Below are 25,944 nucleotides of genomic sequence, written 5' to 3' on the forward strand. Positions count from 1 at the left end.
GCCTGTCTGCGTTGCTTCTAACCACAGCCGATAAGCGTGAGCACTTGAGTGCAGGGAATGCACAGCTCTGGAAAGGAGGTGATCCAGCCGCACCTTCCGATACGGCTACCTTGTTACGACTTCACCCCAGTCATGAATCCTACCGTGGTGACCGTCCTCCTTGCGGTTAGACTAGCCACTTCTGGTAAAACCCACTCCCATGGTGTGACGGGCGGTGTGTACAAGACCCGGGAACGTATTCACCGCGGCATGCTGATCCGCGATTACTAGCGATTCCAGCTTCACGCACCCGAGTTGCAGAGTGCGATCCGGACTACGATCGGTTTTCTGGGATTGGCTCCACCTCGCGGCTTGGCAACCCTCTGTTCCGACCATTGTATGACGTGTGAAGCCCTACCCATAAGGGCCATGAGGACTTGACGTCATCCCCACCTTCCTCCGGTTTGTCACCGGCAGTCTCCCTGGAGTGCTCTTGCGTAGCAACTAGGGACAAGGGTTGCGCTCGTTGCGGGACTTAACCCAACATCTCACGACACGAGCTGACGACAGCCATGCAGCACCTGTGTTATGGCTCCCTTTCGGGCACTCCCGCCTCTCGGCAGGATTCCATACATGTCAAGGGTAGGTAAGGTTTTTCGCGTTGCATCGAATTAATCCACATCATCCACCGCTTGTGCGGGTCCCCGTCAATTCCTTTGAGTTTTAATCTTGCGACCGTACTCCCCAGGCGGTCAACTTCACGCGTTAGCTACGTTACCAAGCCAATGAAGGCCCGACAACCAGTTGACATCGTTTAGGGCGTGGACTACCAGGGTATCTAATCCTGTTTGCTCCCCACGCTTTCGTGCATGAGCGTCAGTATTGGCCCAGGGGGCTGCCTTCGCCATCGGTGTTCCTCCACATCTCTACGCATTTCACTGCTACACGTGGAATTCCACCCCCCTCTGCCATACTCCAGCGCTGCAGTCACCAATGCAGTTCCCAGGTTAAGCCCGGGGATTTCACATCGGTCTTACAGCACCGCCTGCGCACGCTTTACGCCCAGTAATTCCGATTAACGCTCGCACCCTACGTATTACCGCGGCTGCTGGCACGTAGTTAGCCGGTGCTTATTCTTCCGGTACCGTCATCCCTCACGGATATTAGCCACGAGGTTTTCTTTCCGGACAAAAGTGCTTTACAACCCGAAGGCCTTCTTCACACACGCGGCATTGCTGGATCAGGCTTGCGCCCATTGTCCAAAATTCCCCACTGCTGCCTCCCGTAGGAGTCTGGGCCGTGTCTCAGTCCCAGTGTGGCTGGTCGTCCTCTCAGACCAGCTACAGATCGTCGGCTTGGTAGGCCTTTACCCCACCAACTACCTAATCTGCCATCGGCCGCCCCTGCAGCGCGAGGTCCCGAAAGATCCCCCGCTTTCCTCTCCCGAGCGTATGCGGTATTAATCCGGCTTTCGCCGGGCTATCCCCCACTCCAGGACACGTTCCGATGTATTACTCACCCGTTCGCCACTCGCCACCAGACCGAAGTCCGTGCTGCCGTTCGACTTGCATGTGTAAGGCATGCCGCCAGCGTTCAATCTGAGCCAGGATCAAACTCTTCAGTTCAAACCTGTTACTGTGTTCGGGCTCTCTCGAACCCGGTCGCTCACTCAACGTACTGACGATGATTGATCCGTCTTTCGACAGACAAACCTTCCTCCAATACTGTGTGAGGCTTCTGATACTTCTGCCTGACAGCAGACTCCGGAGAATCCGCCGCCGCATCCCGCATCAAGCGCCCACACTTATCGACTGTTAGTTTTTAAAGATCGGTCCGCCAAACCCGCCGCGCCTGAACCACCACTACCCGGCACTGCTTCGTTTGCGTCGCTGCGTCTGCAGCAGAGAAGCGAGATTATGGAGAGCGGTCAACAACACGTCAATACCCTTCTGCGAATTTCTTTTGGGGACAGCATGCGAGGATACGACTCCATATACAGGAAAACGACATCGAGCCCCCTTGCGCAAGGAGCAACTCGCCCCTATCTAGGTTAGGCCGCGCGCATGGCCACGGACTATGCACCTGCGTAGCCTCACGCAATGCCTGCGACAACAGCGACGATGATTTGATGTGCACCCATGAGCGCGAACCCCCAAGCTCGTATATAATGCGAGCCGCGCAAAATTTCGCATGTCCATCGGCCCGCTTCGAGCGGGCTCATCTTTTTTGCTCCCCAGAGCACAGCCCAACAACCGCGTTGAGTCACATCAGGTGATGCTGAGCCCTGCTCGAAACGCCTGACGGTAGCGTCTTGCGTCTCATAGCGAAGCCTCTAGAGGAAATTACGTGAACCCTTTCGATCGCGAAGATTCGCAACACGACACCGCCTTCACTGCCAAAGTTCCGTCCGGCCGTTCGGCCAAAGGCAAGGGCGCCGGCAAAGCGATTCCCGTGGCAGCCGAGCTGCTGCCGCAACAAGCCGAAGAACGCCAGCGCCTGATGCGCGCACTGATCCAGCTGGGTAAAGAGCAAGGCTACCTGACCCATGCGCAGATCAACGACCACCTGCCCGACAACTTCACCGCAACCGCCGCGATCGACAGCATCGTCAGCGCGTTCAGCGACATGGGCGTGCAGGTCTACGAGCAGGCCCCGGACGCGGAAACGCTGCTGCTCAACTCGAATTCCCCCGCCGTGGTGTCGGACGACCAGGCGGACGAGGAAACCGAAGTCGCGCTGTCGACCGTCGACTCCGAGTTCGGCCGCACCACCGACCCCGTGCGTATGTACATGCGCGAAATGGGCGCGACCGAGCTGCTCACCCGCGCAGGCGAAATCGCGATTGCGAAGCGCATCGAAGACGGCCTGCACGAAATGGTGCAAGCGATCGCCGCGTGCCCGCTCGCGATCTCCGCGATCCTCGCGAGCGCGCAGCAGGTTGTCGACGGCGAGCTGCGCATCGACGAACTCGTCGACGGCCTGAATGAAGAGACGGCCGCCGCGGAAGAAGTCGCGAGCGCCGACACGGATGCCGATGAAGACAGCGACGCCGACGAAGACAGCGAAGACGAAGAAGACGACGACGTCGGTCCGGAAGATTCGTCGGCGGCGGACGAAGCTCGCCTGAAGCAGCTCACGAGCGACTGCCTCGAAATCTTCGCCCAGGTCGGCATTCTGTACGACCAGATGAACGCGTCGCACGCGCGCGGCGACGTCACGTCGAAGGCCTATCTGCGCGCACGCGAAGACATTCAGCAGCACCTCGCGAAGATCCGCTTCACCGCACGCACGATCGACCGTCTGTGCGGCGACGTGCAGCGCCAGGTCGCGCAAGTGCGCGCGATCGAGCGCAACATTTTGCAGATCGTCGTCTCGAAGGCCGGCATGCCGCGCGAGAAGTTCATCGAAACGTTCGCGGGTAGCGAGGCCGACCTCGGCTGGACCGAGCGTGCCGCGCGCACCGGCGCGTCGACCTATGGTGCGGCGCTCGAGCGTCACCTGCCGGCCATCCAGTCCGAACAGCAGAAGCTCATCGACATCGAAGCGACGGTATCGCTGCCGCTCAAGCATCTGAAAGAAATCAACCGCCAGATGGTCGCGGCCGAATCGAAGATGCGCAAGGCCAAGAGCGAGATGATCGAGGCGAACCTGCGTCTCGTGATCTCGATCGCGAAGAAGTACGTGAACCGCGGCATGCTGTTCCTCGACCTGATCCAGGAAGGCAACATCGGTCTGATGAAGGCCGTGGACAAGTTCGAATACCGTCGTGGCTGGAAGTTTTCGACGTACGCGACGTGGTGGGTCCGTCAGGCCGTCACTCGTTCGCTCGCCGATCAGGCGCGCACGATCCGCGTGCCGGTGCACATGATCGAAACGATCAACAAGCTGAACCGCATTTCGCGCGAGATCCTGCAGCAGACCGGCCAGGAAGCGCATCCTGCGGTGCTCGCGGAACGCATGGAACTATCGGAAGAGAAGGTGCGCGGCATTCTGAAGATCGCGAAGCAACCCGTATCGCTCGAAACGCCGGTCGGCGACGACGGCGATGCGACGCTGGGCGACATGATCGAAGACGCTGGCGTATCGTCGCCGGCGGATGCCGCGATGCAGGCCGACCTGCGTGCCGCGATCGACGACGCGCTCGACTCGCTGTCCCCGCGCGAAGCGAAGGTGCTGCGCATGCGCTACGGCATCAACACGAAGTCGGATCACACGCTTGAAGAAGTGGGCAAGCAGTTCGACGTGACCCGCGAGCGGATCCGTCAGATCGAGAGCAAGGCGATGCGCAAGCTCATGCATCCGAGCCGCGCGGACCGTCTGAAGTCGTTCCTCGACCGATAAGCGTTTGCCACGCTTGCAGTGCGCGCTGCACGGCAAGCCGCCCACATCGTCATTCACAAGCAGCGGGATGAACCGGTCGACGGTGAGTCCCGCTGTTTGCTTTTGTGCTGTACCTTTCCACAATTCTTCAGGTGCGAATTCTCCGCTTCGCTTCCCCCTGTTGTCCACAGATTTTGGGAACAAGCTTGTGGACAACCTGCGCATGACTGCGCTAACTCATTGAGCGTACTGCGTTTCGCGCTCGCGCCTGAGATGAGTCGCGTGTCCCATTACTTGCCGCACATCGTGCGCCCCCCGCCCATTGCCGCGCTCTCAACGCGAGTCCAATCTCAGAAGGCGCCACCATGATCGAGCAGATTCAGCATGCCCTCGCCAGTCAGCGGCGCCGCCACGGTGCTTTGCCCCAGCATATGCGGATCGAGGTAGCCGGAAACCTGCAGCGTGTCGACGGCAAACCGCATCAGCCGATGCAGCACGATTGGCGCCCCAAGGCCGAGCGTAAACACGATGATCGCAAGGTTGCCGCACTGCAAACTGAGCAGACGCGCCACGCTGACGTTACTGCCGAAATGCAATTGCGAGCCGAGCGACGTATTGCCCATCACGTGGCGCGTCAGCGCGGCGACATAGAAGCCGCGGATCAGCATCGTGCCGATGGAGAACAGCGCATAAAACAAAAACAGCGATCCGAGCGCGGCCCGCGACGGCGCCGTACTCGCCCCCGGCACCTGGCCGACATGCATCGATGCGAGAGCGCCCTTCAGAAACACCATGAACAGCACCGCGAACAACACGACCACGCCGACGAACGTAACGAGGAACAGACCGTAGACGACCCACGCGCGCCCATTGAAGCGAAACGCCAGGCTACCGAAGCTGCTCGCGTTGATGCGGCACTCCATTAGACGCATTGATGTCCACGGCGTCATCTGGCCAAGCGTGACAACGCACAACAGCGCGTACAGCAACGCGCGCACGCCGAAGCCGAGCGCCGAGCCGGTCATGCCGCCGCGAATACCGCACCACTGCGTCCGGCTCAGCCGATAGCGCTGCGCGCCGAAAAAGGCACCCGCCGCGAGCACGACGATCAGCAGATACAACGCGATGACAGGCAGCCAACCGAGTGCCGCGCTTTTCGTCAGCATGCGCAAGACCACGCTTAGCGCGCCAGCCGCGACCACCGCGCTGAACACGACCACGATCGCGAACAGAAAGCCCTTGAATAGCTCGCCCCCGGTGCCCGTGTACTCGAAGCGCTCGTCCTGAAACCGCATGCGCGACCAGACATATCGGCGGTTGTTCGTGGTCGCCCAGAAGCGGTAAATACCGAGCGTCACGATTTGCAGCACAAGGTTTCTGAAAAAGATGCCGTAGAGGTCGCCAAGCGTGCCGTCGTAGATCAGCAGCGGCCGCTTCTCGTCGAGTGAATTCATTGCGTTGCCCCCTTTTCCTCATTTAACGTTTTTGTGGCCCACTCACGCATTCTCGTGCGGCACTCATATGCGGCATGCATGGGCGAACGCGACGGGCGACGATGCTTTCCCGTGCGAAGGCCGACCCGTGTGGCGCGAACCCGTGTAAAACCTGTCTTTCAGACATTCCGGGAATCACGCAAAACGGAAGCCGGCCGGCAAGCACGATAATTACATGGTTTCTTATCTTTATAAATGGCATTTCCGCATATAAATCGACAACTTCCATTACAAGATTTGGCAACGCCCGAATTTATTCGAATTGCATAATCTTGAAATTAAGGCGTGCAATAACGATTTCATTGGGGGCAATCATTTGAGGGGCCACTCGCGCGTATGCGCCGTTCGACGTGGCAATCCCGGGCGGCCTCATCTGCGGCTTGCCACGGTCGCTCTCATAGAAGGCACGCGCGGACGAAAACGATTGCGTATTCGAACTCAACGCGATTCGCGATTCGCGATTAATAAGGAATGCGGTGAATTCTGTTAAATCGCCACAATTGTTGGCATTTCGATAAACAAACCCGGCTGCACATTAGATGCTCGCCGGGTAATCTGCCGCATTCCACTGATTGTGTTGATGCAATCAGGATTTTATTGCTCGTCGCAGTACTGCTCGAGCGCGCGGTTCATTCGGTGCACGCCGGTTTCAATCTCCTCCACACCCGGCGCGGCAAACGACAGGCGCAGCGCAGCACTATCGGCCGCGTCCTTGTAAAACGCGACACCCGGCACGAACATCACGTTCTGTTCGATGCACACGCGCAGATAGTCGGACGCATCGCGTGCCGCGTTCAGACGCGCCCACACGAACATGCCGCCGGCCGGACGATGAAATGCGATGTGCCGCGCGAGATGCGTGTCGAGCGCATCGCATAGCGCGCGGCATTTGACAGAATACGCATCGACAATGCGCGGCAGATGCCGCTCCAACCCGCCGCTCGCGAGGTACTCGGCGGCAATCGCCTGGGTCCAGGGCGCGCTGCATAGATCGACGGTCTGCTTGGCGACTGCGCATCGAGCCATATAAGGCGCTACACCACGTTCTTTTCGATGATCGGCCGGTTTTCGAGCACGCGCGTAAAGCTTAGTGAACTGAGATCGAGCGTCGCATAGCGGCCATGCAGAATCAATTCGCTGATGCCGCGTCCGGTTGCCGGCCCTTGCTGCAAACCGTGGCCGCTGAAGCCGTTCGCGAAAATGCAGTTATCGATATCCGGGTGATGGCCAATGATCGCGTTCTGATCGAGCACGTTGTATTCGTAATAGCCGGACCAGCAGTTCTGCACGCGCAGCGCCTCGAATTGCGGCACGCGATTGGCGAGCGTCGGCCAGATCACGTCGTCGAATAGCACGTGATCGACTTCATCGAGCGGTAGATCGTCGGGATCGTTATCGGCCGACGGCGACGTGCCGCAGATATACGAATTGCCTTCAGGCCGGAAGTACACGCCGCTCGGATCGATCAGCAGCGGACAGCGTTCAAGCTTTGCCGGCGACGTGACGTTGAAGATACTGCGCCGCCGCGCATAGACGGGCAGATCGATGCCGACCATCTGTGCGACCTTGCGCGACCATGCGCCGGCCGCGTTGACGACAACGTCGCAAGCATAGGTCTCACCGTCCGCGGTTTGTACCTGCGTGACGCGATTGCCCTCGCGATGCAGCGCGGTGACGTCTGCCGCGACATAGCGCGCGCCGAGCGCCTGCGCTTTCTTGCGCAGCGCCTGTACTAAACCGTAGCCGTCGAACCAGCCCTCGCCGCTTTCGCCATAAGCGCCGGCAACGAGGTCGTCGGTATTGAGCCAAGGGAAGCGCGTTTGCAAGCCATGCGTGTCGAGCAGGCTGATATCTGCGCCGAGGCTTTTTTGCAGCGCGTGATTCTCGCGCAGCGTCGCTTCACCGGCAGGTGTCGCGAGAAACAGGTAGCCGCCTTCGTGCAGATCGATCGAGGGCCGGGTGCCGTCGACTTCGAGCCGCTCGCCGATCGAGCGAAGAAATTCGATGCCGAACAGCGACATCTGAATGGAAAGCGGCGTAGAAAACTGCTGCCGGATCGACGCCGCCGACAAGGCCGACGACGAACGCGCATAGGTCGGGTCGCGCTCGATTACCGTGACGCCGACTGTCGGATCGGACAGCCGCAAGAAATACGCAATCGAACTGCCGATCACCCCACCGCCGACGATCACGACTTTCGAACTCACGTCTTACTCCACGAGTAACGTGGCCGCTCCGGAACGCCGGGCGGCGCAAACGGATTGCTATCTGGAACGCGCGGCTGTGGCGCGCCGGACGGCGACGGCGGCGCACCGGCATCAACGCGATGCGCCGCCAACGTTTACGACGTCACACTTGCGCGCTCAGTCGAGATTGAAGTCGATACCCTGCGCAAGCGGCAACGCCGACGAGTAGTTCACGGTATTGGTCGCGCGACGCATATACGCCTTCCATGCATCCGAACCCGACTCGCGCCCGCCGCCCGTTTCCTTTTCGCCGCCAAACGCACCGCCGATCTCCGCGCCGCTCGGTCCGATGTTGACGTTCGCGATGCCGCAGTCGCTGCCCGACGCGGACAGGAAGCGCTCCGCTTCGCGCAGGTCGCTCGTGAACACGCACGACGACAAGCCGTGATGCGCTGCATTGTTCGCCTCGACCGCATCGGCGAAATCGGCATAGCGCAGCACGTACAGAATTGGCGCGAACGTTTCCTTCAGCACGACCGACGTTTGCGACGGCATCTCGACGATGGCCGGACGCACGTAGTAGCCGCCCTCATAACCCTTCACTTCGACTCGCTCGCCGCCGAACACGTTGCCGCCCTCGGCCTTCGCCTGCTGCAGCGCTTCCTGCATACGGTCGAACGATTGACGGTCGATCAGCGGCCCCATCAGCGTGCCCTTGTCGAGCGGATTGCCGATCGGCACGCGCCTATACAGCTGCTTCAGACGCTCGACGGTCTTCTCGTACACGCTGTCGTGCACGAACAGACGCCGCAGCGACGTGCAGCGCTGACCGGCCGTACCGACCGCCGAGAACAGGATGCCGCGCATCGCGAGTTCATGGTCGGCCGTCTGCGTGACGATGCCGGCGTTGTTGCCACCGAGTTCGAGCAGCGAGCGGCCGAAGCGCTTCGCCACTTCGACACCAACCTTGCGACCCATTTCCGTGCTGCCTGTCGCGCTGACGATCGACGCGCGCGGATCGGCCACGAGCTTTTCGCCCACGTCGCGCCCGCCGTTGATCAATGCGGCCAGGCCGGCTGGCGCGTCGCCGAATTCCTTCAGCGCGTCTTCGAGAATCCTGTTCACGGCCAGCGCCGAGAGCGGCGTCTTTTCCGACGGCTTCCAGATCACCGCGTTGCCGCACACCAGCGCGAGCGCCGCATTCCATGACCAGACCGCCACCGGGAAATTGAACGCCGAGATCACGACGCAGGTGCCGAGCGGATGCCACGACTCCGCCATCCGATGACCCGGGCGTTCGGACGCGATCGTCAAACCGTACAGCTGACGCGACAGACCGACCGCGAAATCGCAGATGTCGATCATTTCCTGCACTTCGCCCATGCCTTCCTGCAGGATCTTGCCCGTCTCCAGCGAGACGAGGCTGCCGAGCGCCTGCTTCTGTTCGCGCAGCCGATTGCCGAGCAGCCGCACCAGCTCGCCGCGGCGCGGCGCCGGCACGTTACGCCACACGGAAAACGCGTCTTTGGCCCGGGCGAGCGCCGCGTCGACCTCGACCGCCGTCTGGCTGGCCACACGGCCGATGAGCTCGCCGGTGATCGGCGAATGAACGGCGATATCGCCGGCTTGCGCGGCTTGGGCAATGCCGAGATCCGCGAGGATAGTGGACGCGTCCATGTGAACCCCTTTAATTTCCGATACGAAACAAGAGTAAGTTCGGAAACTATACACGCGGGTTTTTGTGGCGGCAAGAAGATGCTTGGGGAGTGAAATACCGGTTGACAAAAGGGGGGCGATGTTTCCAGAAGGAAACTTCGTCAGACTTCGGGCGGGTGTCACGCCGGCGCGTCAAGCATCTGGCCCGCCATTCTCCTCCAGCACCGCCATCAACCGGTCGACCAGCACACGCGCGAACGGCGGCAAGTCCTTCAGACTGCGCACGCAGATCTTCAGCTTGCGCACGGCCCACGGATCGTTCAGGCCGACGATCGCGATCTGCATCGTCTTTCTGTGCCGCAGCGCGACCGACTCCGGCACGATGCCGATTCCGACACCCGCCTCGATCATCCGGCACGCGGCCTCGAAGTTGCCGACCTGGATGCGAAGTTTGAGACGCGCGCCGAGCGCATCGGCGGCACTCGTGATGAACGCGTGAATCGCGCTCGACGTCGGCAGGCTCACGAAGTTCGCGTTCAGCACCTGCGAAAAATCGACCGACGCTTGTCTCGCGAACGGATGCTCGCACGACGTAACCAGCACGAGACGATCGTCGCGATATGGCAGCATCTGCAGATGCTCGGCATGCACATTGCCCGCGACGATCCCGATATCGGTCGCGCTGTCGGCGACGCCCTTGACGATCTCGCCGCTCAGCACTTCGCGCAGATCGATGTTCACGTCCGGGTGATCGCGCAGGAAACGGCTCAGCACGGCCGGCAGAAACTCGCTGATCGCGGTCGTGTTGGCCCAGATGCGCACGTGGCCCTTGATGCCCTCGCCATACTCCTGCATGTCGCCAGCCAGATGCTCGACGCGTTCGAGCACGAGCCGCGCGTGATGCACGAAGGCTTCGCCCGCGGGTGTCGGCGTCACGCCCTGGCTGGTTCGATAGAGCAGCTTGATGCCGAGCTGCTCCTCGAGATTCTTGACCCGGTTGCTGGCGGCCGGCGCCGACAGGTGCGAACGCTCCGCCGCACGCGCGAGGTTGCGCGTGTCGGCGATATGCAGGAGCAGGCGTAAATCGACGAAATCGAAGTGCATGATGAAAGCTGCTAGCGAAGCATGCGCAAAGCAAACTTTCATCTTAACCGGATGAAGTGAAAATTTAGCCGGGGAAAGATCCGAATCGACAGATCACCTTGATGCGCGCACGGCTTAAGCCGACTCTCGCATCATCTCCGCTTGCGGTATCAGCTCGGCATCGGGCGAAATCTCTTCGAGCGTCTGCTGACTCGTTTCGATGCGCAGCGCGAGAATCGCGATACTCAGCAGCAACAGCACGCCACCGACCATCGTCAGCACACCCGTCACGCCGAACTCCGTGTAGAGCAGCAGCGCGACGTAGGGTGTCGACATCGACGCCGCGCGGCCGCACGTGCCGGCCACGCCGGTGCCGCGCAAGCGATGCGCGGTCGGAAACAGCTCGGGGATATAGCCGAACAGGCCGAGCGTGCACACCGTGTAGATCGTCGTGACGAGCGCGAAACCGACGACCGCGATCGGCACTGGCGCGCGCATCTGCACGTAGACGAAGCCGAGCACGATCGTTGCAAGCGAGAACAGCACGATGCCGTTGCGTCGCCCCAGGCGGTCCGTCACGAGATAAGCGACGACAGCGCCGGCCGGCGCACCGAACGACATCAGCAGCACGAAGCCGAGCGACTGCACGATGGTCAGGCCTTCCTTGACGAAGAACGTCGGCAGCCACGCGACGAAACCGTACAGCGACATGTTGATCGCCATGCAGGTCAGCGCGGCGACCAGCGTGCGGCCGATCATGCCGCGCGCGAACAGCGCCGAGAACGGCGCGGCCGGCACCTCGTGACTGACCACCCGCGAAACCGGCGGCAGCTTGCCGACACGCGCCTCGACCTGTCGCTCGATTGCCGAGACGGTGGCCTCCGCCTCTTCGAGCCGGCCGACCGTTTCGAGCCAGCGCGGCGACTCCGGCATCCGATGCCGCAGGAACCACACGACCATCGCGCCAACCCCCGCGATCGCGAACATGTAGCGCCAGCCGAGATGTGGAATTACCCAATAGCCGACTGCGGTCGCGCCGAGCAGACCGGAGTTGACGATCAGCGCGAGCAGCGCGGTCCAGCGGCCGCGTGTGGCGGGTGGCACGAACTCGCACAGCGTGCCGGCCGCGACCACGAGTTCGGCGCCAAGGCCAATGCCCATGACGAAGCGCAGCAGGATCAGCCAGTAGATGTTCGGCGCGAAGCAGGCGGCGAGCGATGCGATGCCGAAGATCGCGAGATTGGCCTGATACGAATAGCGTCGACCGAAGCGGTCGCCGAGATAGCCTGCCAGCCCCGCGCCGATCATCATGCCCATGAAGGTCGCGGAGATGAAGAACGAGCCGAGGCGGAGATCGGTGAAGCCGGTTTTGACCATCGCCGCGAGCACGCCGTTGGCGAGATAGATGTCGAAGGCGTCGAGGAAAGCACCCGCGCCGATCAGGCCGAGGATGTTCCAGTGGAAGCGGGTGATCGGCAGGCGGTCGAGGCGTGCGCCGGAGTTGATGAGGGCTGGCAAATTGTGTCTCCTGTCTTTTTAGGCTGCGCGCGGGCGAGAGGCGCGAGCGCGGAACAGTTCTGCGCGACCGCCTTCGTTCTTCGATGCGGCGGCTCGGGGCAGAGCGCTGAACGGCCGTTGTCGGATCGTGCAGGGCCGTTGGCTTCAAGAGTGCGACAGGTGACGTGGGCTGGGAATTGGGCTTTTTGGAGGTGAGTGTTCCGGTTTGATTAAGGGAATGGCAAAAAAGCGATTTGCATACCCGAAAGGCGGCAGCGCCGAACCGCAGCGCGAGGTCAAAGCCCTCGAGAACGAGATCGTCGAAATGGTCGCGCGCGATGAACTCGATTTCGAGTTCAGGATGCGCATCCATGAACTGATCGAGTCGTTGCCCAAAGCCGGTGACTGAGCCGGAATTATCGCCGGCTCAAGCCCCGTCGCGCCGTTTATCCCGCTGTCCGGTTCTGCACGGGCACTTCTGCGCCGGCGCTCCGCGTGACAGAGTCGCTGAGGTCCGTCCTCGTATTGATGAACCAGGCGGAAACCGAAGCCAACAAGAAGCAGCCGACGAAGAGGTGGAATACGACATTGAAGTCGTCATTCGTCCTGGTCAGGATGTAACCGACGATCAGCGGGGAAAGAAATCCTGCCAGCTGACCCGCCGCATTGACAAAACCGATTGCCGACCCGACGACCTTGTTCGGCAGCGCGACGTTCGGGATGGTGTACAGCGAACAGCCGGCCATGGTTGAGAAGAAGTAGCCGATCGTCTGAAAGAACACCGCCGTTTCCACGGTCTCCGCATGGGCCGTCAGATAGGCAAAGATGGCGGCCACGACGCAGCCGAGGACGACAAGCAATTCGCGACGATTGCGGAAGAACTTGTCGGAAAGAAAGCCCGTGATGCAATAGGCAATCGTGCCGACGAGAAATGGCACCGACGCCATAATGCCCATTCTGGCCGTCGAAAGGCCGCGCGCTTTCAGCAGATACGTCGGGAACCAGCTCATGATGCCCCACGAGGCGATGCTGAAAACGAACAAGGTGACGAAGCACCACCAGACCAGCGGCGTTTTCACCAAACCGGCAAAATCCGCTTTGCCGGCAGAGGCAGACAAAGACTTTTCGCCGGTACCGATTTCCTCCAATTCGATCTTCGAAACGTGCTTGCTGTCTTTCGGGCTGTTTCTGATATAGATCCAGCCGAATACGGCCATCGCGACACCGGGTATGAACAGACTCGTGAAAATCGCGCGCCATCCCCACGCGGCCATCACGGCCGCCACGAACAGTGGCGCCAATGCGGGTCCCAGCGCATTAGTGGTCATCATCAGCCCGGTTGCCCGTCCCACTTCGCGCTTTGGGAACCACGCCGACAGTGCCTTGAACGCGGCGGGAGGAAAGAGCGCTTCGCCGATGCCGAACGCGACCCGCACCACCAGCATCAAGCCGAGCGAATTGCACAGCCCGGTAAGCGCGGTGAAAATCGTCCACCAGGTGATGCCGATCGTCGTCATCAGCCGCGGACCGAATCTGTCTGCAAGCAGGCCAGCCGGGATCTGACATAGCGCGTAGCTAAAGAAGAACGCGCTCAGGATTCCACCCATTTCCATCGCGGACAGATGAAACTCGGACGCAATGAATGGAATAGCCGCTGCCATGATCATTCTGTCCATGTAACAGAGCAGATAGATTGCGAACAAAATAAGCAGCACGAGGTAGCGATGTCTCCAACGAAAGCGCATGAGATCTTCCTTATTATTAAATGACAGCGATGACACGAAATCCGAGCTTTAGCCGATCAGTTGGCGGTACGAGAACGACTTGAAATCGGCAGGCTCGCGAAAGCCAAGCATGTCGTTGACGGTGATACCCGCGAATGCCCCCGTGAAGCCGATGGGGGTTGCATATTCATCGCTGAGTTTCGTGAAATCCTTTTCCAGTTCAAGGTCATTCCAGTCACCGTGCGTCAAGCGATAGAAGAAGCGCAGTTTCGCGTCCACGACGCGAATCCGCAGGTCGATCCCGGTGGCCTCGGGCAGCGTCGCCAGTCGATTGCTGTAGGCGAAGCTGCCGGCATCCATTTCCATGTAGGACAGGATTTTTGTGCCGTCGTCGTCGCGCGTGACGAACAGATAGTAGAAGGTGTTCTCGTCGTAACGCGCCATGAGCCCAGCCATGTGCAGATATGACTTGGGTGAAAATTCCAGCGCGGTTTCGACTTCGAACTGCCAGTCACGGATGCGACAGGCCAACAAGCTTTGATGGAACCGCGAAGTCGGCGACTCTTGCCCCCTTATCCGCAGATAGCCCGGACGTTCGTGAAGATTGCACCAGTCGTCGCCGATGGGGATGCGCAGACTCTGCAGTTCCAGGGGCAGCGCGGCATGTTGTCCGAAATCGATCGTCCAACTGCTGTCGAGCCTTTGCTCGATATCCGAGCCGATCGCGAAAGATTCGGCGGGAACCACTCCGCCACTGGCGAGGCGGGGCCAGTCGGCATGCCATTCGATAGGTGCGACACAGGTTTCACGGCCTAGCGGCGAGCGCTTCGTGTGCGCATCGATAGGTCTCGATCCGAGGTACGTCATGTACCACTGGCCGTTCGGACCCTCGACCAGGTTGCCGTGGCCGGTCCGCTGAATCCGTCCATTCGCGTCGCGCGACGTGAGCATCGGCGTATCAGGATGAAGCTCGTATGGACCGAAAATGTCGCGGGACCTGGATACACACGTTGCATGTGTATAGCCTGTGCCCCCCTCCGCTGTGATCAGGTAGTACCAGTCTCCCTTCTTCAGCAAATGCGGAGCCTCGTAGATCTGACATTTCATGAAGTAATCGGTCTTCAGGTTGGCGCCTTTATAGATGACGTGCTCGTCGCCGATCAGCTTTTCCTCCTGCACCGAGTATTCCCGCAGAACGATTCCGACGAACAGGTCTTCGTAGATACCTCTGAAATCGCGCCGGATATAGGCGAGCCACTTTTTGCCAGATTCGTCGTGGAACAGGGATGGATCGTATCCACCGGACACGAGATGCACGGGCTCCGACCAGGGTCCGGTGATGTCCGGGGCGGTGACGAGGTAGTTGTGCATGTCACGAAGCGGGGAGATCTTCTGCTCGCCTTTCCATGCCTTGGTGTCGGTATAGACGAGCCAATAAAGACCGTCGTGATAGGAGAGGGCTGGCGCCCATATGCCTGCGGACGGCTGCTCTCCGATCAGGTTCAATTGCGATAGTCTGTCGAGAGGCGTGGCCTTGAGTTCCCAGTTGACGAAATCTTTTGATTCGTAAATGAGAACGCCCGGATACCATTCAAACGTTGAAACCGCGATATACCACGCATCTTTGCCACGGCACACGCAAGGATCCGGGTTGAAGCCGCGCAGAACTGGATTGTGAATAGTACTCATCGGGAGGGTATTTTTTGACGTGCTGAGAGGAACAGATCTTCTTTATCGACAACGTTGCGACAGTGAAACTTTCCGTCGAAATGTGTTACCGATAACAACTTAATCTAGTATGTGACCTGCTAACTATTCAAGTGCGACGATGGGGGGTAGGGGCGACGGAAAACCGCATTGTCAGAAGCTTTCGGAATCGCCCACAACCCTCCGCGCCCGCAGAATCACCGGCATATCGACCATCCTCCCATCCACGGCAACCGCGGCGCCATGGCTCGCCTCGACAGCCGCAAGCACCCGTTGCGCCCACTCCACGTCGGCGTCACTCCATGCATACGCGCGATGCACCGGCTCGATCTGCTTCGGATGAATGCAAAGCTTGCCGCCGAAACCGAACCGCCGGCCGCGCCGCGCATCAGCTTGCACCGCGTCAGCATCGGTAATGGTCGTCGACACGCCATCCACCGGCGCACCAATGCCAGCCAGCCTCGACGCAAGCACGATCTGCGAGCGAAACAGATGCAACTCCTCGCCATCCCCATCGATGCCGAGATCGATCTGAAAATCCAGCGTACCGAAGACGATACGCAGCACGCGCGGCGCGCTGCATAACTCCGCAAGATTCGCGAACCCGCGCGCAGTCTCGACAATCGGCAGCACGCTCAACGCCGGATGCGCGTTGGCCAGCACCGCGCCGATCTGTTCGCGCGTCTGAGCCTTCGGCAGCACGATTCCGGCCACGCCGGTCTGCCCAACGAGCGCCGCAACGTCATCTGGAAACCATGGCGTATCCGAGCCATTGATACGCACCCAGGCGGCCCGCGATGCGTTAGCCGACACCGCGGCCACAACCGCCGCACGCGCCGGCACCTTCTGATCCGGCTGCACCGCGTCTTCCAGATCGAGAATCACCGCATCCGCGCCGGCCGCATAGGCCTTGTCAAACCGCTCAGGCCGATTCCCAGGCACGAACAGATACGACCGGGGCAACGCGCTCATGCCGCCACCATCGTGCGCGAAGTTGCATCGAATACCGAGCCAATCTGCTTCTCTTCGGCAATATGCCATGCGCGGCGAAGCAGTTGCGCCGCCTCCTCTTCGCTAGCCGCACCCGAAAACGCCGCCAGCCGATGCAGCTTCGTCGCAATCTCGTCGCGCGACAAGGTATTGCCCGGATCGCCCTTCGGCTCATCGACACGCCCATCGAACACGCGGCCGTCGGTCGTCGTCACCGTGACCTTGCCGATCCAGCGTGCGGGATAGGCGGCGTCGACTTCAGCGTCGAGCGCCATTGTGACCTTGTCGCGAAACGCGGCGATCTCGCTCGCGTCGAAACCCTGCTCGAATTCGGTCACGCCGGCATAGCCGTGATGCGCGACCAGCCCGAGCACTGTGCCCATGTTGAACTTCGCCTGATGTACGCTGCGCGGCGCGACCACGGGACCGAGCACATCGATCGCGCCTTGATGCACGTGCGCGACGACCTTCGCGATGTCGCGCGGCGCGAAACGATGCGTCTGCACGACGGCGAGCAGCGCATCGGCGGCCGGATGCGTATGGCGGCACGCCGCGTGATACTTGAACGACGTCTCCGCGGTCGCCCAGCGGCTGCCAAGCCGATCGACGAGGCGCGCCGGATCGGCGTCGCTCGACATGCCGGCGGCCATGCCCTGGGTGCCTTCGAGAATGTGCGTCGCGCCCTTGAAGCCGTCGGCGGCGAGTTGCGCGGCCATCAGGCCGTTCGCGGCGGCCATCGCGGTGTGCAGTTGCTTCGAGTCGGCGGCGTCGCGCAGAAATTCCCATAGGCCGCTCGCCTGCGTGCCCGCCGAGCCGAACGCATCGAGCATTTGGGACGGCAACAAACCCAGCAAGCGTCCTGCCGTTTGCCGCTGCCGCGACCGTGCCGACCGTGCCCGTAGTGTGAAACACCTTGTAGTGCGAGCGCCCGAGAAATTCGCCGATGCGAATGCCGACCTCGTATCCCGCCACCGCCGCCGCGATGAAGTCGCGCCCCGACGCTCGCTTTGCCTGTGCCAACGCGAGCGCAACCGGAAACACCACGGTCGCCGGATGAAACACCGAGCCATTGTGCACATCGTCCTGTTCGGCGAAATGCGATGCCGCGCCGTTGATCATCGCGGCGAAATACGGCGTGGTTCGACCGCGGTCGATCAGCACCTCGCAGAGGCCCTCGTTCGTCGCCCCGGCTGCCGCGCGTGCGAACCGCGCGATCGTCTCGACCGGGCGCGCACCCTTGCCGGCCAGCGCCGAGCCGAGCCAATCGACGTACAGGTTGACGGTACGCTCGACGACCTCGTGCGGGATGCGGTCGAAGTCGAGTTGCGCGGCGAAAGTGGCAAGCGTGAGACTGGGATGGTCGTTCATGGGGGTCGTTACCGAATCAGATCGTGCCCGCCGCGCGCAGCGCGTCGATACGCCCATTGTCGTAGCCAAGCTCACGCAGAATTGCTTCCGTATGTTGACCAAGCGTGGGCACAGGGTCCATTCGCGGCTCGAGGTCGGAAGGCAGACCGGGCGGCCGCAATGCGGGTATCGTCCCCGTTGCCGTGCCGACTTCCTGCCAGCGCTCGCGCGCCTTCAGTTGCGGATGCGCCCACACGTCGGCGAGCGTATTCATCTGCGCGTTCGCGATGCCTGCCTCATCGAGTCGATCGATCACGTGGGCCGCGCTCTGCTTCGCGAACGCCGCGACGATCACCTCGCGCAAGGCGTCGCGCGCTGCAGTGCGTTTCGAGTTCGATGCAAAGCGTTCGTCGGTTGCCAGTTCAGGCTGTTCGAGCACGCGCTCGCAGAACAGCTTCCATTCGCGTTCGTTCTGCAGGCCAAGCATGACCGTCTTGCCGTCGCCAGCGGGAAACGGGCCATAAGGATAGATCGTTGCATGCGCGGCGCCCGCAAGCGCGGGCTGCGACTGACCGTCAATCGCGTAGTAGAGCGGATAACCCATCCACTCGACCATGCTCTCGAGCATCGATACATCGATGCGGCAACCGCGCCCTGTGCGCCCACGCTGCAACAGCGCGCTCAGGATGTTCGAATACGCGTACATGCCCGCCGCGATATCGGCGATCGAACAGCCCGCTTTCGCTGGCGCGCCGGGCGAACCGGTGATCGACAGGAAGCCGGACTCGCTTTGAATCAGCAGGTCGTACGCCTTCTTGTCGCGATACGGACCGTCCGCGCCGTAGCCGGAAATATCGCAGACGATCAACTTCGGATACTTGTGGCTCAATGTGTCATAGCCGAGGCCAAGCCGTTCGGCCGCGCCTGGCGCGAGGTTCTGCACGAGCACGTCGGCATCGGCAACCAATGCATCGAGAATCTCGGCCGCCGCGGGCTGCTTCAGATCGAGCGAAAGACTCTCCTTCGAGCGATTGGTCCACACGAAGTGCGACGACAGCCCATGCACACGTTCGTCATAGCCGCGCGCGAAATCGCCGACGCCGGGCCGTTCGATCTTGATCACGCGCGCCCCGAGATCGGCCAGTTGACGCGTGCAGAACGGCGCGGCAATCGCGTGTTCGAGCGTGATGACCTTGATACCATCGAGTGGTCTCATGATGTCCGCCAGCGGGTCAGAACGAACGCGGCAGCCCGAGGATATGCTCGGCCACGTACGAGAGAATCAGATTGGTCGATATCGGCGCGACTTGATACAGACGCGTTTCACGAAACTTGCGCTCGACGTCGTACTCGCACGCGAAGCCGAAGCCGCCGTGAAATTGCAGGCACGCATTGGCCGCTTCCCACGACGCATCCGCCGCGAGCAGCTTCGCCATATTCGCCTGCGCACCGCACGGTTGACGTGCGTCGAAACGACGTGCCGCTTCGAAGCGCATCAGGCTCGCTGCCTCGACGTTGATGAACGAGCGCGCGATCGGAAACTGCACGCCCTGGTTCTGTCCGATCGGCCGGCCGAACACGACGCGTTCCTTCGCGTATTCGGTGACTTTATCGACAAACCAGTAACCGTCGCCGATGCATTCCGCGGCGATCAGCGTGCGCTCCGCGTTCAGGCCATCGAGAATGTATTTGAAGCCTTGCCCTTCCTCGCCGATCAGATTCTCGGCCGGAATTTCGAGGTTGTCGAAAAAGAGCTCGTTGGTCTCGTGATTGACCATGTTCAGAATCGGCTGCACGGTCAGGCCATGACCGATCGCCTCGCGCAGATCGACGATGAAGATCGACATGCCCTCTGATTTCCTCTTCACGTCCGCGAGCGAAGTGGTGCGTGCGAGCAGAATCATCAGGTCCGAGTGTTGCACGCGCGAGATCCACACCTTCTGACCGTTGATCACGTAACGGTCACCGCGCCGCTCTGCGGTCGTCTTGATCTTCGTCGTATCGGTGCCGGTGGTCGGCTCGGTCACGCCCATCGATTGCAAACGCAGGTCGCCGTTCGCGATCTTCGGCAGATACTTGCGCTTCTGTTCTTCCGAACCGTGCCGCAGCAGCGTGCCCATGTTGTACATCTGCCCGTGGCACGCGCCCGAGTTGCCGCCCGCGCGATTGATCTCCTCCATGATCACCGACGCTTCCGTGAGCCCGAGCCCCGAGCCGCCGAAGTCCTGCGGAATCAGCGCGGCGAGCCAGCCGGCCTTCGTCAGCGCGTCGACGAACTCTTCCGGATAGCCGCGCGCCTCGTCGATCTTGCGAAAGTACTCGCCGGAAAACTGCTGACACAGATCGCGCACGGCCTCGCGAATGTCCTGGAACGAATCGTGTTGCGTGGTTTGCATAGTCGAGTCTCGCGGAATTCAGGCGAGCGCGGCGGTCGCGCGCATGGTCAGATAACCTTCGTGATCTTTCGCCCACAGGTCGATGGTCTTGCCGTCGGCGGCGGGCTTGCCGCATACCGTGAACGGCTGGTCCGCGAACGTGGGGCGAAGCGCGCGAAACGCGAAGCTTTGCAGCGTCGCTTGCGGCAGTTCTCGGCGCACGAGATCGACCAGCAGCGTCGCGATCAGCGGGCCATGCACGACGAGGCCCGGATAGCCTTCGACCTGCGTGACATAAGGATGGTCGTAGTGAATGCGATGGCCGTTGAAAGTCAGCGCCGAGTAGCGCAACAGCATCACGGCATCGGCGTCGATCGTGCGGTGCCATGTTTCGTCTTCGGGCGCGGGCGCCGGCTGTTGCGGCCGCGCGCCCTCCTGCGGCGCGTCGCGATAGACGATGTCGTGCTCCTCTTCGAGCTTCAACTCGCCATCGACTTCGATCGTATGTTGCACGGTGACGAACACGAGGCGGCCCGAGCGGCCGGTCTTGTCCTCGATATTGGCGATCGTCGACGTGCGCCGCGCATGCTCGCCGATCTTCAGCGGCGCATGAAACGTGAGCCGGCCGCCAGCCCACATGCGGCGCGGCAGTGGCACGGGCGGCAGAAACCCGCCACGCTTCGGATGTCCGTCGGGACCGACTTCGGATAGCGGCGTGACCGGCAGAAAGTACAGCCAGTGCCACAATGGCGGCACGGTGTTACCGCTTTCCTCGCGATCGAGCGTGGCGGCAAGCGCCTTCAATGGAAACGCGGTGATGTCGTCTTCGGCCACCGCCTGCTTGTTGAGCCAATCGTCGAGTTTCTCTGGGGCAGCGGACATGACGGAGTCTCCAGATTCAGTGTGTTGGTCCTCGTTAGGGCCCACTATGACCGACGCGCTGCGTTCCGCGAAGTTCGATTTTCCGAAGCGGGCCTTTGTTTTTCGTTAAGACGTTGAGCCCAGCGAGCGGCGCTGACGATCTGTTGTCGGCGCGATCGGCGATTCGATGTGGCTTGACCTTAGTGCCGGGCCGCGACGGCACCCCTGCGCCTGTTCGCTCATTTGAGCCCGAGCCGTTTAGCCAGCCGATTCAGATTCGCCCGGTCCAGCCCCAGCTCGCGCGCGACCGCCGCCCAGTTCTGCCTGTTGCGGATCAGCGCTTCGAGAACGAGATTGCGTTCGAACTCGGTGACCGCGCTGCGAAAGTCTTTCGTCTCGCTTTCCTCGCTCTGCGTGGCGATTTGATTGGCTTCATGATCTTGTGCGTCCGACAACGCGAAGTCCGCGGCCGTCAACGTCAGAATACGGCGGCGCTCACGATTGGCCGCCAACGCCTTCAGCGCACTGCGTCCGATCAGATGCTCCAGTTCGCGCACGTTGCCGGGCCATGAGTAGTGCAGCAATGCGGCCTGTGCGTCAGCCGCAAGACGCAGGCTCAGCAAACCGAGCCGAGAGCGATTGTCTTCGAGGAAGAAGCCCGCCACCAGTAGCACGTCGCGGCCACGCTCGCGCAACGGCGGCACGCGCAGCGGATACACGCTGAGGCGATGATAGAGGTCGGCGCGAAAGCGGCCCGCGCGCACTTCTTCGGCGAGGTCGCGATTGGTTGCGGCGATGAGCCGCACGTCGACTCTGTGTTCGTGGTCCGAGCCGATGCGCTGCAACTGGCCGTTCTGCAGCACGCGCAACAGCTTTGCCTGCACCGCGAGGGGCAACTCACCGACTTCGTCGAGGAAAATGGTGCCGCCGTCCGCGAGTTCGAACTTGCCGCGTCGATCCGCCGAGGCTCCCGAAAACGCGCCGCGCACGTGCCCGAACAGTTCGCTCTCGACGAGCGTATCGGGCAACGCCGCGCAGTTCAGGCTGATCAGCGGCTTGTTCGCGCGCGGCGACAGCGCGTGGATCGCATTGGCGACAAGTTCCTTGCCGACGCCGGTCTCGCCGGTGACGAGCACGGTCAGATCGCTGGCGGCCACCACCTCGATCTCCTTGATCATGCGGCGATGCGCGTCGCTGCTGCCGATCAGCTCGCGCCGGCTCTCGCTGCTCGCCAGCCGATACGCTTCCGCGCGGCGCTGCGCCTCCTCGCCATTGCGCGCCAACGCGTCGATGCGTTCGACGACGCTCACGGTCGCGGCCGCGAGGCCGAGAAACGCCTGCAGCGAGGCCATGTCGAGTGTGTCGAAGCGCGCCGGGTCGAGTGCGTCGAGCGTGAGCAAGCCCCAAGGCTCGCCGCGGATGAACAGCGGGCACCCCAGACAGTCGTGCACTTCGAGGTGCCCGGGCGCCATGCCTTGCACGAGGCCATCATAGGGATCGGGCAGATCGGAGTCGGCGGCGAAGCGCGTCGGCCCCGGCTGGGCCAGCAGCTCCTGAAAGCGCGGATGCTCGGCGACGCGAAAACGCCGCCCGAGCGTATCGCTGCTCAAGCCGTCGATGGCGAGCGGCACCAGCGTATCGCCTTCGAGGCGTAGCAGAGCGGCCGCGTCGCCCGGAAATAGCGAGCGCAGCGCGCTGAGCAGCCGCCGATAACGCTCGCGCTCGGACAGCTCGCGCGACAGGTCGAGAATCAGCGGGGTAAGAACATTGAGGACCGCCCCTGTAGTCAGATCGACTGCGGATTGAGTCTTTTCGACTAGAGTCGAATGAACCATCTTAATTGCCAGATCGTTGATCTAAATGCATTTTATACCTGGCACGAATCGTGGATAGCAGAGGCAGTCTGCCGAAACCGGCTGTGACATTCGCTGATAGACAGACGCTCACCCAGACTCTCACCAGGACTTAAAAACATGCTATCCGCCGAACACCGCGCCATCATCAAAGCAACCGTGCCGCTCCTGGAAAGCGGCGGCGAGGCGCTCACCACGCACTTCTACAATCTGATGCTCAGCGAGCATCCGGAAGTGCGCCCGATGTTCAATCAAGCCAATCAGGCAAGCGGCGCGCAACCGCGCGCGTTGGCCAACGGCGTGCTGATGTATGCGCGCCATATCGATCAGCTCGAGCAGTTGGGCGGGCTCGTCGCGCAGATCATCAACAAGCACGTGTCGCTGAACGTGCAGCCTGAGCACTATCCGATCGTCGGCAAGTGTCTGCTGCGCGCGATTCGCGAAGTACTCGGCGCGGACGTCGCAACCGACGCCGTGATCGAAGCGTGGGCCGCCGCGTATCAACAACTCGCCGATCTGCTGATCGGCCTCGAAGGGAAGATCTACGCCGAAAGCGCAGCAGCACCCGGCGGCTGGCGCGGCACGCGGTGGTTCCGCGTCGCGCGCAAAATGCGTGAAAGCGACGAGATCACGTCGTTCTATCTGCGTCCCGATGACGGCGGCGAATTGCTCGCGTTTCAGCCGGGTCAGTACATTGGCGTGCGTCTGATGATCGACGGCGAAGAAGTGCGTCGCAACTATTCGCTGTCCGCAATGAGCGATGGCCGCGAATATCGCATCAGCGTGAAGCGTGAACCGAATGGCACCGTGTCGAAGTATCTGCACGAGCAGATCAAGGAAAACGACTCGCTCGATCTGTTCGCGCCGTCCGGCGAATTTACGCTGCAACCTGGCGACAAGCCGTTGGTGCTGATCAGCGGCGGTGTTGGCATTACGCCGACGATGGCGATGCTGGAGGCCGCGCTGAAGACCAATCGTACGGTGCATTTCATTCACGCGGCCCGTCATGGCGGCGTGCATGCATTCCGCGGCGCAATCGATGCATTGGCCGCACGCCATCCGCAACTGAAGCGCTTCTATTGCTACGAGGAGCGCCGTGATGGCGATGCCGAAGCGCACGCGCACGGTTACGTCGACGAAGCGAATCTGAAGAAGTGGTTGCCGGAAACGCGCGATGTCGACGTGTATTTCCTCGGGCCCGTCGCGTTCATGAAGGCGATCAAGAAAGGGCTGAAGGCGATCGGCGTGCCGGAATCGCAGAGCCGTTATGAGTTCTTTGGTCCGGCTGCCGCGCTCGAATAACGCACTCGAGTAATCGACGGGTACTTGCCCTCTTTGAATCGCTGCGAAGCGTATTCGAAGACGGGCATGTTCGGGCTTCGATCACGCCGGCGGGTTTGGCCTCGTAAAAAGCGGGCCAAATCTGCCGCGCCTTCTAGCGCTCCCTCCTGCGGCGAAACGCCCACCAGCCCGTCAGCCCGGTAAAGCCGGCGACCAGCACCACCATCAGCCAGAAGCCATGCTTGTTCTCGGCGAGCGGAATGCCGCCGACGTTCATGCCGAAGAAACCGGCGACGATATTGATCGGCATCACCAGCACCGTGACTAGCGTCAGCGTAAATAGCGTCCGGTTGTTCTGCTCCTCGAGGCGCGAGGTGATTTCTTCCTGCAACAATCTGACCCGCTCGATCAATCCCGCTACGTCCGAAATCACGACCGAGAACTCCTCCGTCGATTCACGCAGATCTTGCACGTCTTCCGCATGAAGCCAGCGAGGCGGCCTCGCCAGCAAGCGGAAAATCGCGCCCGGTTCGGGTGCCAGCATGCGTTGCAGGCGTGTCAGCGTGCGACGCATCGCGCCGAGGTCCAGGCGGTTTTGCGTCGGCCGTTGCGACAGAAAGCGATCCTCGATTCGATCGACGTCGGCACTGGTTCGGCGGACGATCTGCACGAGCAGGTCGGCCTGGTCGCGCATCAGATGAACTAGCAGTTCGGCAGGTGACCTGAATATTTCACCTTCGCGCACCGACGCGCGCAAACGGTCGACCGAGCGCAGCGGCTTCAGCCGCGCCGTCACGATGAGCCGCTTATGTGCGTAGATCCACAGCGTCGCGATTTCTGACGAGATGAATTCGAGGTTGAACATGACGTCGTTGACGACCGCGCGCAGTGCGCCGTCCGCATGCTCGATCCGCGTCGAATGCGAGCCTTCGCGCAAGGCGTCGAAAAAGGTTTCGGGCAGATCGAGTTGCGTGCGCATCCAGCGCTCGCTCGCGCTATGCGCGAGATTGAAGTGAAGCCATAGAAACTCGCCAGCGTCCGTCGCGCTAATGCCGGCATCGTCCTCGCGCTCGCGGTACCAGTCGATGACTTCGTCCGCGTCGATCGGCCGCCCGGCGAGCGTCGGCGAAAACCGGAAACCGCAGACCATACCCGACGAATCCGCGCCGTAGGTTTGCATTGCCAGATCTGATTTCATAGCTCGTTCGATGCCAGCGCTTCCGAAAGGAATACGTGAGCATAGCGCGAACAATTGAAAGAGAGTTGACGCGCGCACTTTCCGGCGTCGTATTGTCGAATTGTGGCGGCTGGATTGTCTCCGAAACGTCATCTCTGCCGATGACGGCCGCGTAAACGCAAAAACCCCACCGCGGCGGGTGGGGTTTCTGACTGGAGGGGAGCCTGACGATTACCTACTTTCACACGGGCAATCCGCACTATCATCGGCGTGGAGTCGTTTCACGGTCCTGTTCGGGATGGGAAGGGGTGGGGCCGACTCGCTATGGTCATCAGGCATGACGGGTTGCTGCGTCGCAGGGTTGGAGTCAACCGGTTGCGCCACAGCCAATCGGGAAGAAGCGTAAAGGATTCGA

General features: G+C 61.4%; 15 protein-coding genes, 2 rRNA genes and 3 pseudogenes. 2 read left to right on the top strand and 18 right to left on the bottom strand.

Going from position 1 to position 25,944, the window contains the following annotated elements; genetic code table 11:
- Window positions 1–71: 71 nt before the first annotated feature.
- Window positions 72–1,604, bottom strand: a 16S ribosomal RNA gene (locus OKW35_RS03175).
- Between the two features lie 721 nt (window positions 1,605–2,325).
- Here OKW35_RS03175 and rpoD point away from each other — a divergent pair.
- On the top strand, window positions 2,326–4,320 hold the full coding sequence (gene rpoD, locus OKW35_RS03180; RefSeq protein ID WP_184040465.1) for an RNA polymerase sigma factor RpoD: 1,995 nt from the start codon (window positions 2,326–2,328) through the stop codon (window positions 4,318–4,320).
- Window positions 4,321–4,649: 329 nt separating this feature from the next.
- Here rpoD and OKW35_RS03185 read toward each other — a convergent pair whose 3' ends face one another.
- The 15 genes and pseudogenes from OKW35_RS03185 to norR all read right to left on the bottom strand — a co-directional run bounded on the left by OKW35_RS03185 (window position 4,650) and on the right by norR (window position 23,053).
- Complete coding sequence (locus tag OKW35_RS03185; protein WP_429551238.1) at window positions 4,650–5,753, bottom strand: YjgN family protein; 1,104 nt, start codon at window positions 5,751–5,753, stop codon at window positions 4,650–4,652.
- A 633-nt stretch (window positions 5,754–6,386) separates the two neighbouring features.
- Window positions 6,387–6,812 (bottom strand): annotated as a pseudogene (locus tag OKW35_RS03190) (aminotransferase class I/II-fold pyridoxal phosphate-dependent enzyme); the annotation flags it as partial.
- A gap of 14 nt (window positions 6,813–6,826) precedes the next feature.
- Window positions 6,827–7,999 (bottom strand): NAD(P)/FAD-dependent oxidoreductase, encoded by a 1,173-nt coding sequence (locus OKW35_RS03195; protein ID WP_184068948.1) that lies wholly within the window; start codon window positions 7,997–7,999, stop codon window positions 6,827–6,829.
- Between the two features lie 156 nt (window positions 8,000–8,155).
- On the bottom strand, window positions 8,156–9,655 hold the full coding sequence (gene amaB / locus OKW35_RS03200) for an L-piperidine-6-carboxylate dehydrogenase (protein WP_429551239.1): 1,500 nt from the start codon (window positions 9,653–9,655) through the stop codon (window positions 8,156–8,158).
- Window positions 9,656–9,826: 171 nt separating this feature from the next.
- A complete protein-coding gene (locus OKW35_RS03205; protein ID WP_187614407.1) occupies window positions 9,827–10,738 on the bottom strand; it encodes a LysR family transcriptional regulator in 912 nt (303 codons plus the stop codon).
- Between the two features lie 114 nt (window positions 10,739–10,852).
- Entirely contained in the window at window positions 10,853–12,235 is a 1,383-nt protein-coding gene (locus OKW35_RS03210) for an MFS transporter (protein ID WP_429403780.1), read from the bottom strand.
- Window positions 12,236–12,487: 252 nt separating this feature from the next.
- Window positions 12,488–12,608: pseudogene (locus tag OKW35_RS03215) on the bottom strand (LysR family transcriptional regulator); the annotation flags it as partial.
- 52 nt (window positions 12,609–12,660) lie between these two features.
- A complete protein-coding gene (locus OKW35_RS03220) occupies window positions 12,661–13,995 on the bottom strand; it encodes an MFS transporter (RefSeq protein ID WP_429551240.1) in 1,335 nt (444 codons plus the stop codon).
- A 12-nt stretch (window positions 13,996–14,007) separates the two neighbouring features.
- Window positions 14,008–15,627, bottom strand: coding sequence for a glycoside hydrolase family 43 protein (locus OKW35_RS03225; protein WP_429551241.1), 1,620 nt, complete (start codon window positions 15,625–15,627; stop codon window positions 14,008–14,010).
- A 171-nt stretch (window positions 15,628–15,798) separates the two neighbouring features.
- Entirely contained in the window at window positions 15,799–16,617 is an 819-nt protein-coding gene (locus tag OKW35_RS03230) for an HpcH/HpaI aldolase/citrate lyase family protein (RefSeq protein ID WP_429403782.1), read from the bottom strand.
- Window positions 16,614–18,003: pseudogene (locus OKW35_RS03235) on the bottom strand (MmgE/PrpD family protein). The gene OKW35_RS03230 and the pseudogene OKW35_RS03235 overlap by 4 nt, the downstream one beginning before the upstream one ends.
- Window positions 18,004–18,019: 16 nt before the next feature.
- On the bottom strand, window positions 18,020–19,198 hold the full coding sequence (locus OKW35_RS03240; RefSeq protein ID WP_429292060.1) for a CaiB/BaiF CoA transferase family protein: 1,179 nt from the start codon (window positions 19,196–19,198) through the stop codon (window positions 18,020–18,022).
- A 16-nt stretch (window positions 19,199–19,214) separates the two neighbouring features.
- Window positions 19,215–20,378: an acyl-CoA dehydrogenase family protein gene (locus OKW35_RS03245; protein ID WP_429403785.1), complete on the bottom strand. Its 1,164-nt coding sequence runs from the start codon at window positions 20,376–20,378 to the stop codon at window positions 19,215–19,217.
- An 18-nt stretch (window positions 20,379–20,396) separates the two neighbouring features.
- Window positions 20,397–21,239 carry an FAS1-like dehydratase domain-containing protein gene (locus OKW35_RS03250; RefSeq protein ID WP_184068919.1) on the bottom strand — a complete coding sequence of 281 codons (843 nt, stop codon included), beginning with the start codon at window positions 21,237–21,239 and terminating at the stop codon, window positions 20,397–20,399.
- Window positions 21,240–21,457: 218 nt separating this feature from the next.
- Entirely contained in the window at window positions 21,458–23,053 is a 1,596-nt protein-coding gene (gene norR, locus OKW35_RS03255) for a nitric oxide reductase transcriptional regulator NorR (protein WP_429551242.1), read from the bottom strand.
- 138 nt (window positions 23,054–23,191) lie between these two features.
- Between norR and hmpA the strand changes: the two genes are divergently transcribed.
- On the top strand, window positions 23,192–24,373 hold the full coding sequence (gene hmpA / locus OKW35_RS03260) for an NO-inducible flavohemoprotein (protein ID WP_429551243.1): 1,182 nt from the start codon (window positions 23,192–23,194) through the stop codon (window positions 24,371–24,373).
- Window positions 24,374–24,506: 133 nt separating this feature from the next.
- On the opposite strand, the gene OKW35_RS03265 is transcribed toward hmpA, so the two are convergent.
- Window positions 24,507–25,550, bottom strand: a complete 1,044-nt coding sequence (locus OKW35_RS03265) for a transporter (RefSeq protein ID WP_429551244.1) — start codon at window positions 25,548–25,550, stop codon at window positions 24,507–24,509.
- A gap of 201 nt (window positions 25,551–25,751) precedes the next feature.
- Window positions 25,752–25,865, bottom strand: a 5S ribosomal RNA gene (gene rrf / locus OKW35_RS03270).
- Window positions 25,866–25,944 lie beyond the last annotated feature (79 nt).

It is taken from the genome of Paraburkholderia sp. MM5477-R1 (assembly GCF_050436385.1).
GTDB classification, from domain to species: Bacteria; Pseudomonadota; Gammaproteobacteria; order Burkholderiales; family Burkholderiaceae; genus Paraburkholderia; species Paraburkholderia tuberum.

Coding starts and splice junctions, on each gene's coding strand:
- OKW35_RS03230 (WP_429403782.1), bottom strand. CDS start 16,617: ATGAGCGCGTTGCCCCGGTCGTATCTGTTCGTGCCTGGGAATCGGCCT.
- hmpA (WP_429551243.1), top strand. CDS start 23,192: ATGCTATCCGCCGAACACCGCGCCATCATCAAAGCAACCGTGCCGCTC.
- OKW35_RS03225 (WP_429551241.1), bottom strand. CDS start 15,627: ATGAGTACTATTCACAATCCAGTTCTGCGCGGCTTCAACCCGGATCCT.
- OKW35_RS03205 (WP_187614407.1), bottom strand. CDS start 10,738: ATGCACTTCGATTTCGTCGATTTACGCCTGCTCCTGCATATCGCCGAC.
- OKW35_RS03250 (WP_184068919.1), bottom strand. CDS start 21,239: ATGTCCGCTGCCCCAGAGAAACTCGACGATTGGCTCAACAAGCAGGCG.
- norR (WP_429551242.1), bottom strand. CDS start 23,053: ATGGTTCATTCGACTCTAGTCGAAAAGACTCAATCCGCAGTCGATCTG.
- OKW35_RS03185 (WP_429551238.1), bottom strand. CDS start 5,753: ATGAATTCACTCGACGAGAAGCGGCCGCTGCTGATCTACGACGGCACG.
- amaB (WP_429551239.1), bottom strand. CDS start 9,655: ATGGACGCGTCCACTATCCTCGCGGATCTCGGCATTGCCCAAGCCGCG.
- OKW35_RS03240 (WP_429292060.1), bottom strand. CDS start 19,198: ATGAGACCACTCGATGGTATCAAGGTCATCACGCTCGAACACGCGATT.
- OKW35_RS03265 (WP_429551244.1), bottom strand. CDS start 25,550: ATGAAATCAGATCTGGCAATGCAAACCTACGGCGCGGATTCGTCGGGT.
- OKW35_RS03245 (WP_429403785.1), bottom strand. CDS start 20,378: ATGCAAACCACGCAACACGATTCGTTCCAGGACATTCGCGAGGCCGTG.